This is a genomic window from Nocardia sp. CDC159, assembly GCF_023740735.1.
Lineage (GTDB): Bacteria > Actinomycetota > Actinomycetes > Mycobacteriales > Mycobacteriaceae > Nocardia > Nocardia pulmonis.
Map to the genome: position 1 here is coordinate 255,187 of NZ_JAMRXH010000005.1, position 13,243 is coordinate 268,429.

The window sequence follows — 13,243 nt, forward strand, 5'->3', positions numbered from 1 at the left end:
GCCGAGCGGGGTGGCCCAGCGGGAGCGTGGCGTGCGTGGCGATGCCGCGGATGTATGCGCGGGGCGGGCGTCGGGAACGCTCGGCTCGATCGTGCTGCTCTCCGGAGCGGTCGGTGCTGGCAAGTCGACCGTCGCACGGATCGTCGCCAAGCAGTTCGACCGTGGTGTCCACCTGGATCTGGACGTGGTCCTGCACCATTTCGTGGTGAGTGGGTTGGATGCAGGGGACCCGTCGCAGATCCGGCTCGGCCTGCGTAATGCCGCCGCGATGGCCGTGAATTTCCATGATGCCGGGTTCGCCGTGATTATGGAGGGGGCCGTGCCGGACCGGGCCAGCGTCGCTCTGCTGCGGGAGGCGCTAGCGCCACGGTCGCTGACTGTGGTGGTGCTGGCCCCACCTGTTGAGGTCAGTGTCGAGCGGGATCGCGTGCGCGGCGGTAAGAGTGTCGCGCACCTGTACGGCCACCTGGACGCGCAGATACGCTGGGAACTCGCCGAGGAGGGTTTCTGGCTCGATACCGCTGACTTGACGCCGAGTGAAACAGCGGAGCGGGTCGCACGATTGATCAGCCCGCAGCCTTAGGTTTGCCCGACTGCTCCCATGGCAGGGACGGAGACCCGTAACTGATGAAACTATCCAGGGCAGAGCGACGAACATCCGCTCATGCCGCTGGTAGGGCGATTGTCAATCGGCCAGATTGGTTGGTGGACAAGCCTTCCTAACCCTCGGTTGCCGATTTTGATCATGATCCGTTGCCGGTCAGATCCTGGCTCATGAAGATCGCGATGTCCCCCTCGGCGGGCGTCCCTCGATACAGCGATGTGTCGAACCCGCAGAAGGTGCATCCCATACGGCGGTAGACGCGGATGGCTCGCGCGTGGATGTCGGCGGCTTCCAGCCACGACGTCCGGGCACCCAGTTCGCACCCATGTTCGAGGCGAGGTCGACCAGCCTACGGCAGCGCCTGGCGCGGGTGAGGGCAATTGCCGAGGCGGCGATACGAGCGGCTGCGCAGACGAAGGACAATCCGGCGGATCTGATCAATGTCGCTGGAGGAGCTGGCCCGGCAATGACCTGGAGCCGCTACGGCACCACTCCTCGGTTCGGTCACCCACCGGTTGGAAACCATCGACAACCCGCGACAGTTGATTACGAGATCTCACCAGTCTGGAACCCCTATTCGACCTTCCATCAGCGAGAATGGTTGCAGCGCAGGGGATTACGCGCGGCACAAGTCGTTCCAACTGGTTGCATCGACTTCTGGCCGTGCAGTAGAGTCACCGGTGTCAGGGATTGGGAGACGGATGGGGGGCTAATACAACAGGCCTAGGTCCCTGAAGTCGTGGCTGCGTGGACATCATCGGACCATGTTTTCCGAGATGTTATTCGCGCTGCCTTGCTGCTATTCCATCGACTCGACCATAAGGTAGGCCGCTACGCGGGCGGCCAATGGGAAATAGTTTTCCACTCTCTGCTGGCAACGCAAATCTCAGAAGGGTTTGATCGAAAAATGTTCAAGAAAGTAAGTACCGCAGCGATCGTTGGTGGCCTTGCTATTGCGGTGATGAGTTCCCTGGGGATCCAGGCAGCTGCCTGGGCAGAAAGCCCGGCCGGCTCGGCCTCTCCGGGTCCGGTAGTTCACCGGCCTGGTCCTGGTGATGGTGGGGTTAAGGGCGGTTCGGTACTCCTCCCCGACCCCAGTGGGCCTAACAACTTGACGCCACGGGGCAACCCGCCCCACTGGGAGTACCCAGAGGGAGGAATCTGGGACAAAGGCACGGATCCCGTGAGAGGATGGTCTAACTATTGGCACCCCCGCCGCAACCATGGCGCTACAACGCGAAGTGGCAGCGTGCAGCAGCGTGATGATCAGGGGCCTGAGGTTTGGGCCTACACATCCCTCTTCCGAACGGTGATCGGCGGTGATGGGAGTATGCAAGCCTTTTGGCGAATCAACAACTAAGGTGTAGGCGTCTCATGCACCCAGCGGAGTGAGTAATTCAACAGCCGAAGATCATTGTGTGCGTTGAGTTGGTAAAGCGCATAGAGCGATTAGGCTAAGTGCTGACTGTGGCGCGAGTGTCACAGTCAGCACTTCCACTTTTCACAAGAGGATTGTTGCTGTGCGGTTTTTCGGGTTGCGATTCATCCTATGCTGCATATTGGCCACAGCATCACTGTCGGGGTTTCTACTGGCAGAGGAGCTGGACCGAGCACCGGGAGCGTTAGGGGCTGCGACGGGATGGATCGACGAGAATCGTGATGCAGTGCCGTGGAGTCGGGTGGCCGATACTATCACCACAGTAGCCACGCAGCATCATGCGACGATCATGCGTGTAGACCCTGATTTTCACGATGTCAATCACCGCCAACATCTATTTGTCGTTAACGGTGAGACGGATACGGGTGAGCCGATCCAGAATCGGTTGGCCGCATTCGGTCGGTCACCAGCGATGCAATTCGATATCTCTCCAATCAGCAGGGATGATCGACTCGATCCACGAACCGAATATCGGATCTACGGATCGCAGACTGCGGCCGCAGATCTCAGGGCACGGTTCGAACAGATTGGCCTGTACGGCCGATGGTTACCGGCCAAATCATTCGGCGATGTAGCTACGATATGGGCATTGCAGGCCTGGGAAGTCATCCTCGGACTGTTGACCGCGCTGGTTGCACTAACTATGGGCGGGGTTCTACTGGACGCGCGCCGGTACGCGGTGTGGCGGGCACATGGGGCATCGACATCACACGTGATATGGCGTGATATGCGGGGCCTCATTCGTTTTGGCATGTGCGCTGGTGCGGTCGCAGCGGTGATCACCAGTGGTTTTCTCTGCTGGTACAACGGATTTGCACAATTCTCGGTATTCGCCTACGGCTTCGCTATCGCCGCAGTCGCCATGGGCATAGTGGTAACTCTCTCCTACCTTGTTGCCATCGCCCTTGTGACAACAACTCCGATAGTTGCAGCGCTGAAGGGCCGATTGAAGTTGGGACCAGCATTATTGGGGCTCTACCCGCTTCGGATCATTGCGGTATTAGCCATCGCACCCGCCGTGGTGGCGGTCCTAGCCGCGCACAGCGACCTAGCCAATCAGGCGGCCGCCAACTCATACATCGAACGAGGCGGCGACGCCGTCAACATCGCATTTCCTGGCTCACGCACGCAGGAGACCGCAGATAAAAACGATGAAGAGACGGGACGATGGATCCGCAATCTTGATAGCCACGGACGGGTGATCATCGTGAACCGGGAATGGCTGCAAGCCCCGTACCTACCTCTGCATGTGACCCCGACGGGCGCGGAGATGATATCGGTGAATGATACTTTCCTGGCTAATCAACCGGTGCTAGACCCCGCAGGCAGCCGTTACGGTCCGGCGCCGGAGAACACGGTGCGCATCATTATCCCAGAAAGTCTGCGCCAATACGGCGAATTCATCACCGCCGCAATCCGCAGGAGTTTCAACCCCGAAAATCTTCCTGACCGGGCGCACCCCCCGCGCATTCAGCAGCTTCTGGCTGCCGACGGACAGACCTTTTTCGCCTACGCCGCCACAGGGGGCATTATTCCTGCGTCCCCGCCATCAACGCGGATTCGCAAAATGAACCAGCCGATGATCCATGACCCGGTTATCGTGTCGTACCCCAACGGCACCGAACTGATCAGCGATATCCGTTACGCTGCGTGGGCGAGCCAATCTAGGGTGGTTTTCTCTTCCTCCGACATCACCTCGGCCATCGATAAGACCCTACCTAGCGACCACATCCTCGGAATGCTGCCGATCACCACACAGCTCGACGATAACCACACCACCACGATCCGTCGCCTAGTAACTGAACTCTCGGTACTGGGACTCATGGTATTGGCACTGGTGTCGATCACCATCACCACATGTGTGCTGTATACGCGAAAAAATGTCCGCACAATCTTTGCCGGCCATCTCGCGGGCCAATCATTTTGGCGCATTCACCGCAGGATTTTACTGTGGGAAGCGCTCCTCCCGGTCGGGATACTGGCATGGATTTGCGGGGATAACTGGCGGCGCGCTCGCGCCCGTGCGTTCTTCATCGACGGTCTCAATGTCCCGCCCCCTCCACAGTTGGCGGCACCGGACTGGTCGCGAATAGTGCCAGGCAGCATCGCGGTACTGCTGGCCACCGCACTTCTCACCGCGATCCTGGCAGTCGCGCATCGACGCATCACCACCAAATAACCTCTTCCCTCCACTTCCACGAAACGAAGAGTTCCTCATGATCCGAGTTGAGAACCTGAGCAAGTCTTTTGGCCCCCGGACGTTATGGGATGGGTTGAACCTCACCGTCGACACTGGACAAATGGCCGCGATCACCGGTCCCAGCGGATCGGGTAAATCCACGCTGCTCAACTGCCTCGGCTTACTAGAACCACCCACCTCGGGTCGGATCGTGTACGAGCGTACCGATCTGACGGCCCTCAACCGGCGCAAGGCCCGCCACTACCGACGCAACAGCCTCGGATACCTGTTCCAGCACTACGCACTCATCGAAAACGCCACTGTCGCAGATAATCTGGAGTTGGCATTCACTAAGCGCGCCACTCGCGCCACCCGTCGAATCCGCTGCCATCGCGCGCTCGAACAAGTTGGACTCGCCGGTCGAGAAAACACCACAATCCATCAACTCAGTGGCGGTGAACAACAACGCGTGGCCCTGGCCCAGCTGCTAATCAAACAACCGCCCGTCATCCTCGCCGACGAACCCACCGCGGCCTTGGACATCGCCAACATCGACATCGTCATCAATATCCTGCGCGAATTGACGACGACGGGAGCAACTGTCATCGTAGTCACGCACAACGATGACCTGCGTACGCGCGCCGATGTCACCCATACACTCGGGAACTGAGCTGGAACCCCCGCGCAGACCATCGAATTCTTATCTCCTCGTTGAGGCGCACTCCCCGACAGCCCGCCAGCACAACGACAACAGGCGGGTCTGTACGGTAAACGGCTCTGGTGCACTTTCGGTGGTGTACTGCCGGCGGTGGTGATACGACAAGTTTGGGTGCGAGTTCGATGTGCTTGTCGACGTGGTGCTCCTGGTTACCATCGTTGTCTGGTATAGCCCTCACGTGCTGCGACCACCGAAAGTGCACCAGAGCCGAAAACTTGACAGTCCCCTGCTCCCGATACAGATCTTGTAGGAATGCCGCTCGGACGGCTACCGTGTAGGCGGTGGTCGAGAACGGGAAGGTTCGGTGGGGTGTCCTCGCCTGCGTGGTGGCGGTAGCGCTGGGGATTCTCCTGGTAGTGCGGCCGTTTTCCGCTTTCGAAGGATTGTCTGCACAGTCACCGAGTTGCTCCGGTCGCGCGTGTGACAGGGATGACCCGGCGACATCGAACGGTCCCAGGACAGTGGCGCAGGTCCGGCAGTGGTCGCGGGTGATCACGCTGACCACTGCGGGCGCGGTTGCTGGCGCGGCCATCGACAACGGGCAGCCCGGTGACATGGTATGGCTCGATCGCCGTGCCGAGGACGACGATCCTCGTCAGGAACAGCTCGGCGTGGTCGCGGTCGCAGCGGCCGGGACATCGGCAAGCACGCAGTCCTACCAGTTCGCGGGCGGCGTGTTGCGTGCGTGCGGGAAAGCTGGTGACAGGCAGGAGATCCGGTGCACCCGCTGGATCGGGCAGCACGATGCAGCCGCTGACCGCCGCCTGCGTGCGGTGGAGCGGTTGCTGGATCGCTACGACACCGCGACCGGGCTGTGGGAGAACGATGCCAGTACCTGGCAGAGCGCCAACGCGCTAACCGCGTTGATCGACTACATGGCGCGTACCGATGACCGGCAGTATGTCGGCTATATCGACAAAACCTACCGGCACGGAACGGTTGCGCAGACGGGCGTTCCGAGGAATACCGGGTATAACGACGATGAACTATGGTGGGCATTGGCCTGGATCGATGCTTTCGATCTCACCTCCGAGCAGCGTTACCTCGATGCCGCGCGGACCATCGTTGATAGCCTCGATGACCAACGGGCCGCGTTCTGCGATGGCGGGTTGGCGTGGGCGCGGATGGGGATCGATCCGCAGCGGCGTCCGTGGACCCAGGTCAACTCGATCACCAACGCGCTGTACCTGACGGCCGCGGCATTGTTGAGCACCCGTGTCGAGCCGACAAGCCGCCCTGCATATCTCGCTCGGGCGCAACAGACTCAGCAATGGTTCACCCAACGTGCCGGTCGCGCCTTGCTGGACCGATCCGGACTGATCAACGATCATCTCGACCAGTACGGCGACACCTGCGTCCTCGTCGACTCTGGCACGCGGTGGACCTACACCCAAGGCGCAATGGTCGGCGGACTCGTAGCCCTGTATCGAGCCACCGGAAACGAAGAACTCCTGCGCGCGGCCGACAGGATCGTCATCGCGAGCACAGATGCCGCTTCTCCATTCCTCCGGGACGGAGTGCTATGGGAATACGCCGCCACGGACTGTCCCGGCCCCGGTTGCCATGATGCGGAAACATTCAAAGGCGTCTTCGTCCGCTCCTACCGAGAACTGGCCGATACCGGTCGCTCCCGGGCCGCTACCAGCGATTTCCTTACCCACCAGGCGAACTCGCTGACCAGCGACGACGATGACTACGGATTCCGCTGGCATGCGCCGATGCAAGCCGACGACTACCCGAACTTCGCTACCCAAGCAGCGGCGATCGACGCACTCAACGCCGCATGCGGATAGCCGACACGATCGTACGCGGTAGACTCACCCTGACGTCTCTCTTGGTGATCCTCTGCTCACCGATTTGAAGGGACGGCTGCTGACCAAAACACGCTGTACTCTGCGCACCCGCCGCGCGATGCGCCGCCAGCCGGGAGTGTTGAACATCGCCGCGCGGCCGGCGGAGGCCGATGATCCCGCGGTGCCGGGACATTGGGAAGGGGATCTGGTCTTCGGCCGGGGTATGACCCCGATCGCGACATTGGTCGAACGCTCCACCCGGTTCCTGATGCAGAACCCGGTTGATCTTCCGGTTCCCGGCGCGGGAGAGCCAGTGTCGTTTCTGCTCACCCGAAGACGCATCCAGCGGGGCGGTGCCGTTCCAGGACGCGAACCGGCCCCGATCGGAGAATCGGTGGATATCAGCGACATCGGCCAGTAGCCGCGCCGCGCCGGATGGTCCGATGCCGTTCAGCTCGAGCAAGAGCGGACCGCGCTCGCCGACCAGCTCACGCAGCTCTTTGTCCGCGGTCTTGATCTTGCGGTCGATCCGTTCCAGATCCTCGATCACCTCCACCGCCGAACGACGGCGGACCTTGCCCGCCGGATCCCGCGGCTTCACGGTCGCGACCAGTTTCCGGGCTTGCATGGCCGACAGAAACTTCTTCGCCCCGCCGGGCAGCAGTTCCAGCAGCAGCCGATGCAGCCGGTTGACGGTGTCGGTGCGGGCCCGGCCGAGCTCGTCGCGACGGTCGGCGAGCATGCCCAGTGCGACCAGTTCCGGGTCGGCGTGCACCCGGCGCAGATTCGGCGAGCGCAGTGCCGCCAACGCGACCGGATGCGCGTCGACCGGGTCGGTTTTGCGGCCGTTGCCGGTGGCGAAGACCCGCACCTGCGCGGACAATTTCGCTGAAACGTCGACCACGGTTTCACCGTCGTGGACCAGGCGGTGAGCCAGGTGACGGCCGACACCGTTGCAGCCCTCGATCGCCCAGATGCGGTCGTTGAATCGTTGTGCGGCGTTGAGCATTTCGGTGTATCCGGCGGTGTTGGTGTCATACCGCCCGGTCAGCAGCACCGTCGCGGTACTGTCGATGATCTCGATCGTGGCCGATCTCTTGTGCGGGTCCATTCCGATGATGACCGTCACCAGCACATCCTCCCGATTCGACATCGATGGTGTCGCACGGGAAGGCACCGCTACTTCGAGCTGGGCAGACCCCTCTTCAGCCATTCCCGGCACGGCGCCCGATGGGAGGCAAGCCAATTTGAGAGCCACACCAGCGAAGACGGTGGGCAGCCGCTGTGAGAGCACCACACCGGGCACCTGGACCGAATCCTGGCCAGGATCCGATCCCGATACCAGTTTCTAACTAGCCTGTCCCACATCCCCGCCTACATTCCCGCACCGGAGTCCGACCGCACCGACGACGAGTCCTAGGCAGGTTCACGGGACGCCCCGATACCACCACCCTCGCCAGCGCTGGGTTCGGCCCTCGCCGTGGGGCCGCGACTGTCGATGATCCCACGTCCCTCGGACGCTGGTTCGGGTCCATGGTCGGGCCCTGAGCTGGTGGCAGTGTGCCGGTGCCTCGTCCGGGGTTTGCGCGGGTCCGGTTCCGGTGTCCGCGCTTGGCTGGGACGGTTGTCGCGGGTGATCAGTTGGCGGGCCTGTTTCACCGTGATATCCAGCAGATCGGCCACTTCCTCCTCGGTGTAGCGCTGGGCGCGGATGGCGGCTGCCGCGGCGGCTTGGACGCGGTTGTGGTTGTCGATCTCGGCGGCGGCCTGCGCTCTGATTTCGGCAATTTTCTGTTCGAGATCGGCGATGTCGCGGTCACAGTTCGTCCGAACCAGCGCGATCGCCGCCCAGGCGCGGTGAAACTCCCGCACCCGCGCCTTCACCGTCTTCTCCCGTTCCCGTTGCGCGGACCGCAATTCCCCGATCCGGGCTGACGCCCGTTCCATCCGGGCGGTGAGTTCGGGTGAGCGGGCCGCACCACGCGGACCGCGACGAGTGTTCTCGGCCATGACAAGCCTCCTGACAGGCGCCACGAACATGCCGGTCAGTCCCTCGCCCCACCACCCTACCGCCCAACCCGCCGACACCGCGCCCCCATCCGGCCGCCCGCCAGCCCACGCCGTGACTCACCGCCGCGCGCCCGGAAAGCCTGCACGGTCGACGGCAGGAGTCCGAATCCCGTGCAGGAGAGCAGGAGTTACGCAATGGTCGCTATCGAGAATCCGGGCGCAGTGATCGCCGCGCTCCCACCATGGCTCGGTTACACACCTCGACGGTCCATGGTGTTGATCCTGTTGGACCGCACCGATGTTCCCGATCAGCTGCTGCGTGCCACCCACGTGCGCCGGTGCGATCTCCTGCTGCCAGACGGCGCGATCGATGCGCAGTCGATCGCGATGGCCGCCTTCGACCTGTGCGCCTACTTCCACCCGGACCTGTTGTGCGCGGTCATCATCGACGACGACCTCCACACCCGCGAGCCCCGTGACCGCTACGACTACGTGATCGCGCTGCTGCGGGAACGCGCAACGCTGGTCTGGGGTGTTCCGTTGATGGATGCGTGGGCCACACCCGAGGTCGCCGCGGGGCAGCCGTGGTGGAGCGTCGTTCACGCCGACATCGCCGGGCAGGCATTCGAGCGGCCCCAGCCCGGCCACTCTCCATCCCCGCTCGATTTGACCGGCCCGCAATCGGGCCTGGCCGCGCAGGTCGCCGCCCAGCTCACCGAGCGACGCGCGGAACCCTCCCCGGCCGCCGACGCCGACCTGCGTTCCCGCCACCGAGATCAGCTCCGTGTCGTCCTGCGCTTGGTCGACAGCATCGCGGCGCACCGCTGGCCCAGCGCGCAGGACGTGGTCGAGCTGACCCTGATCCTCGACGACGACCTCGTGCGCGACTGCTGTCACGCCCTGGCCACCACTCGCCGCGCAGTTGCCGCGCTGGATCTGTGGACGCTCACCTGGCAGGCGTTGCCGCCCGGTCGCCGCACGCAGGCTGCTCTGCTGACCGCAAGCGCGGCCATCCTCGCCGACAAACTATGGCTGGCAGGTACGGCGTTGCGCACCATCCTGGTCGACGAACCCGGGCACCCGCACAATCGTGGGCACGCACACTCATCAGCCATCCACCGATCGAGCAACTGCGGTCGCTGGCGACCACCGGGCACACAGCAGCCGACAGGCTCGGCATCCCCCTCGATTGATTCCGACCATCCTTCCCCACGCGCCGGGTGAGCTCGGTCCTTTCCAGCCAAAGCCCCTTCCACCCTTAGAAGGATCATCCGTGAATTCCGCTGCGCCCGAACCGGTCCTCGATCACGAACGTCGTCTGCGGGCGTGGGCGCTGCTGTCGCGCGCCTCCCTCGACGTCCCCCACTCGGTCCACCATGCCCTCACCACGCAGGACGTGGTGGAGGCCGCCGCGCGAATCGCCTCACGCTCCGGCGATTTCCGCGCGGCCCGCGATGCCTGGGCTCAGGCCGACCACGATCTGGCGCACATCGATGGGGTCGGTGGCCGATTGCTCACCCGCGACGACGACTCCTGGCCGGGCCGACTCGCCGACCTCGACACCCTCGCACCCGACGCGTTCGCGCCGGTGGCCTTGTGGACCCGCGGGCAGCACCGGCTCGACGCGTATTCGGCGTACACGGTGGCTGTGGTCGGGGCGCGCGCCGCGACCGACTACGGCATTCATGTGGCGGCAGACCTCGCCGGAGAACTCACGACCCGAGGGTGGAATGTCGTCAGCGGCGGCGCGTTCGGGGTCGATGCTGCCGCGCATGCCGCGGCGCTGCGCTGCGGGAGACCCACGGTCGCGGTGCTGCCTTGCGGTCTGGACCGGCTGTATCCGAGTCAGAACGCCGATCTGTTCACCCGCATCCTCGACAACGGGCTGATCGTCTCGGAGTACCCGCCGGGCGAGCCCGCGCGCCGCGACCGATTCATCCATCGCAATCGCCTGACCGTCGCCCTGTCGACCGGTGTCGTGGTCTGTGAAGCCGGACTGCGCTCGGGCACCCTCAACACCGCGCGGTGGGCATACCAGCTGGGCAGGCCCGTGGCCGCGGTGCCCGGCTCGATCTACTCCGCCGCCTCCCGCGGCTGCCATCAACTCATTCGCGACGGCCATGCCCGGCTGGCCACCAGCACCGAGGATGTCCTCAACATCCTCACCCATCGCGCCGGTACCGAACCCGCTCACTGACCTCGACATGCAGATCCGCTGCGCTGCAGGAAGGGGCGCCTTCGACTATCACCCGTTGATCAGCTCGTGGTCACGTGACCGCATCAGCGTCAGCGCCCCCGGCCGGAGGAAGTCGATCCGCTGTCTGTCGATGTCGTGGACTGCACCCACTGCCCCGCAACGCATCTCGGTAACCGATTCCCCCATGAGTAGGAGAGTTGTGATGTCTTCTTCCAGGACAGCGACCGTCACCATGTCCCGCGCCGAGTACGAGCGGTGCGTGCATCGCGGACTCGCGGGCCCCGCTCCCATGATCGAGGACTCCGCGGTCATCACGCGGTGGCGTGCCGATCACCCCGACTGGCGGGGCCGGTACTGGGCCTACACCGAGACCGACGACGGTGTGCTGCGGCTGCGACCGCTCAATGTCGCCCGCACGACACGCTCGCAAGCCGCCGCCTGACCCCGACTCACTGCACCTGCGGGTTTCCCGCATAAGCCAGCCAGCATCGACTCCCTGGTCGACGCTGGATGGCCCCGTTCGTCGTCGTGCCGACAGAGTAGGAGACCGATATGGGTTCACCCGAAACAACCACCGCGACAGCGGTTCTCGATCCACCCGCCGGCGAGGACCCCGCCGAGATCATCGACGCCGCACATGTCCCCACCGACCCGGCCACCACCGCGGGCGGAGAGGAACTCCTCACGCCGGGCGGTTGGCCGACTGTCGAAGCAGTGCGGATCGACCCTGCCGAGCTCGTCATCGGGGAAAACGTGCGAAAGACGTTCTTGCTCGACGACTATCCCGAGGACAAGGAGTCGATCCGCGAGTTCGGGGTTCTGGTCCCGATCTGCGCAGAACGTCAACCCGACGGCTCCCTGCACGTGTGGGAGGGCCAGATCCGCACCCTGATCGCTCTCGAGGTCGGCATCGAGAAGGTACCGGTATGGGTGAGCGTCCGCGACACCACGGTGCCCGACAACGAGCACCGGATCCGGACTATGCTGCGGCAGCTCAACGCCAACCATCGCCGTATCCCGATGACCCGGGCCGACGACGCGGCCGCGGTCGCGTTGATGCTCGATCTGGGCGCGTCGGTGACCCGGGTGGCGAAGGGGTTGCAGCGTAAGCGGTCTCGAGTCAAGGCCCAGGCCGCGATCGGGAAATCGCCCACCGCGCAACGGATGCTCGACGACGGGTACTCCCTCGAACATCTGCAGCTGATCGCCGACTACGAAAACCTCGGCGACACCGACGCGGTCGCGCGGTTGGAGACCGAGCCGTCGTGGCGGGTGAGCATGACCGCGCACCGCATCGCGGTGGAACGGGCGACCGAACGCGCCCGGTTGCAGGCGTCGCTGCTCTACGGCGCGCTCGGCTTCGGAGTGCTCACCGGCGAGCCCTCGACGGCGGGCGTGGCACCGGAGTTCATCCCTCCCGAGTTGCTCGAGACCGACACCGGCGACGCGGTCACCGAAGACACGATCTACGGCGACGCCGAACGGTGGTTGGTCTACGTCGACGTCGACGAGGACGCCGATATCGTCGACCGCGAGACTGGCGAGCTGGTCGACCCCGACAGCGTCGACTGGAACACCAGCGACGACAGCGAACTCGAACCCGCGCAAGGAATGCGCCACGCCGATAGTGTCGAGCGGCGGGACCGGTGGACGCCGATTTATTTCATGCCCGCCGACCAGCTCGACGGCAGCGGACTGCGCATGCGTCCCTTCGAGCCCGTCGACGGCGCGCTGCTCGACCACGCCACCGACGCAGCGGCCGATCGCGAAGCCGCCCGGATCGCGCGACGCCGAGTGCGCAAGCTCAACGAGCGTGGCCTCGCGGCCAAGGAGCGACGGGAAAAAGCCGTCGCCGAGCTGCTCCGCGCGGCGGCGCCCCCGCCGCAGGCCGCGGCATTCGTGGCCCGCGCGCTCGTGCGCGACCACCAACTGCTCAGCCGCTGCCACGCCCAACCCACCGCGCGTGAGCTGCTCGGCATCCGCAACTCCGTCACCGGGCTCACCGACGCGGCCGAACAGTCCACCGCGGATCGCGCCTGGGTGATCGTGCTCGGCTTGGTCCTGGGCGCACTGGAGTCGCGCATCGACAAGACCCTGTGGCGATACAAGAGCACGGCGGTGCAGGACTATCTCCGGTTCCTCGCCGGGCTCGACGAACCACTGACCTATCACCTCGACGAGGTGGAGCAAGCGGCGGCCGGGCTCCTCGACGCCGACAGCATCGACATCGACGCCGCCTGAACCGCATTCGACTCACTCCATCGGGTGCGTCGCCGAGACCTGCCGCCGTCGTGCGGCTAGTGC

10 protein-coding genes and 2 pseudogenes are annotated in these 13,243 nt (G+C 64.2%); 10 read left to right on the forward strand and 2 right to left on the reverse strand.

Features of this window, described 5'->3' with window-relative positions; translation table 11 throughout:
• The first annotated feature begins 31 nt into the window (after positions 1-31).
• The 6 genes and pseudogenes from NDR87_RS13645 to NDR87_RS13665 form a co-directional block, all read left to right on the forward strand.
• Positions 32-583, forward strand: coding sequence for an AAA family ATPase (locus tag NDR87_RS13645; RefSeq protein ID WP_251912216.1), 552 nt, complete (start codon positions 32-34; stop codon positions 581-583).
• A gap of 982 nt (positions 584-1,565) precedes the next feature.
• A complete protein-coding gene (locus NDR87_RS37880) occupies positions 1,566-1,964 on the forward strand; it encodes a lactococcin 972 family bacteriocin (RefSeq protein ID WP_374211151.1) in 399 nt (132 codons plus the stop codon).
• 319 nt (positions 1,965-2,283) lie between these two features.
• On the forward strand, positions 2,284-4,221 hold the full coding sequence (locus NDR87_RS13650; RefSeq protein WP_251912214.1) for a hypothetical protein: 1,938 nt from the start codon (positions 2,284-2,286) through the stop codon (positions 4,219-4,221).
• 37 nt (positions 4,222-4,258) lie between these two features.
• Complete coding sequence (locus tag NDR87_RS13655; RefSeq protein WP_286013478.1) at positions 4,259-4,891, forward strand: ABC transporter ATP-binding protein; 633 nt, start codon at positions 4,259-4,261, stop codon at positions 4,889-4,891.
• 536 nt (positions 4,892-5,427) lie between these two features.
• Positions 5,428-6,732: a glycoside hydrolase family 76 protein gene (locus NDR87_RS13660; RefSeq protein WP_251912210.1), complete on the forward strand. Its 1,305-nt coding sequence runs from the start codon at positions 5,428-5,430 to the stop codon at positions 6,730-6,732.
• A 145-nt stretch (positions 6,733-6,877) separates the two neighbouring features.
• Positions 6,878-6,994, forward strand: a pseudogene (locus NDR87_RS13665) (IS30 family transposase); the annotation flags it as partial.
• Between the two features lie 63 nt (positions 6,995-7,057).
• On the opposite strand, the pseudogene NDR87_RS13670 reads toward NDR87_RS13665, so the two are convergent.
• Together NDR87_RS13670 and NDR87_RS13675 are read right to left on the reverse strand one after the other, a co-directional pair.
• Positions 7,058-7,945 (reverse strand): annotated as a pseudogene (locus NDR87_RS13670) (transposase); the annotation flags it as partial.
• Positions 7,946-8,148: 203 nt separating this feature from the next.
• The gene (locus NDR87_RS13675; RefSeq protein ID WP_251912208.1) at positions 8,149-8,616 is read right to left on the reverse strand and encodes a hypothetical protein; all 468 of its coding nucleotides are present in this window, start codon (positions 8,614-8,616) and stop codon (positions 8,149-8,151) included.
• A gap of 321 nt (positions 8,617-8,937) precedes the next feature.
• Between NDR87_RS13675 and NDR87_RS13680 the strand changes: the two genes are divergently transcribed.
• The 4 genes from NDR87_RS13680 (at position 8,938) to NDR87_RS13695 (ending at position 13,180) form a co-directional block, all read left to right on the forward strand.
• Positions 8,938-9,966: a DUF4192 domain-containing protein gene (locus NDR87_RS13680; RefSeq protein ID WP_251912206.1), complete on the forward strand. Its 1,029-nt coding sequence runs from the start codon at positions 8,938-8,940 to the stop codon at positions 9,964-9,966.
• Between the two features lie 49 nt (positions 9,967-10,015).
• Entirely contained in the window at positions 10,016-10,939 is a 924-nt protein-coding gene (gene dprA, locus NDR87_RS13685; RefSeq protein WP_251912204.1) for a DNA-processing protein DprA, read from the forward strand.
• A gap of 202 nt (positions 10,940-11,141) precedes the next feature.
• Positions 11,142-11,381, forward strand: a complete 240-nt coding sequence (locus tag NDR87_RS13690) for a hypothetical protein (protein WP_251912202.1) — start codon at positions 11,142-11,144, stop codon at positions 11,379-11,381.
• A 110-nt stretch (positions 11,382-11,491) separates the two neighbouring features.
• Complete coding sequence (locus NDR87_RS13695; RefSeq protein ID WP_251912200.1) at positions 11,492-13,180, forward strand: hypothetical protein; 1,689 nt, start codon at positions 11,492-11,494, stop codon at positions 13,178-13,180.
• The last annotated feature ends 63 nt before the right edge of the window (positions 13,181-13,243 follow it).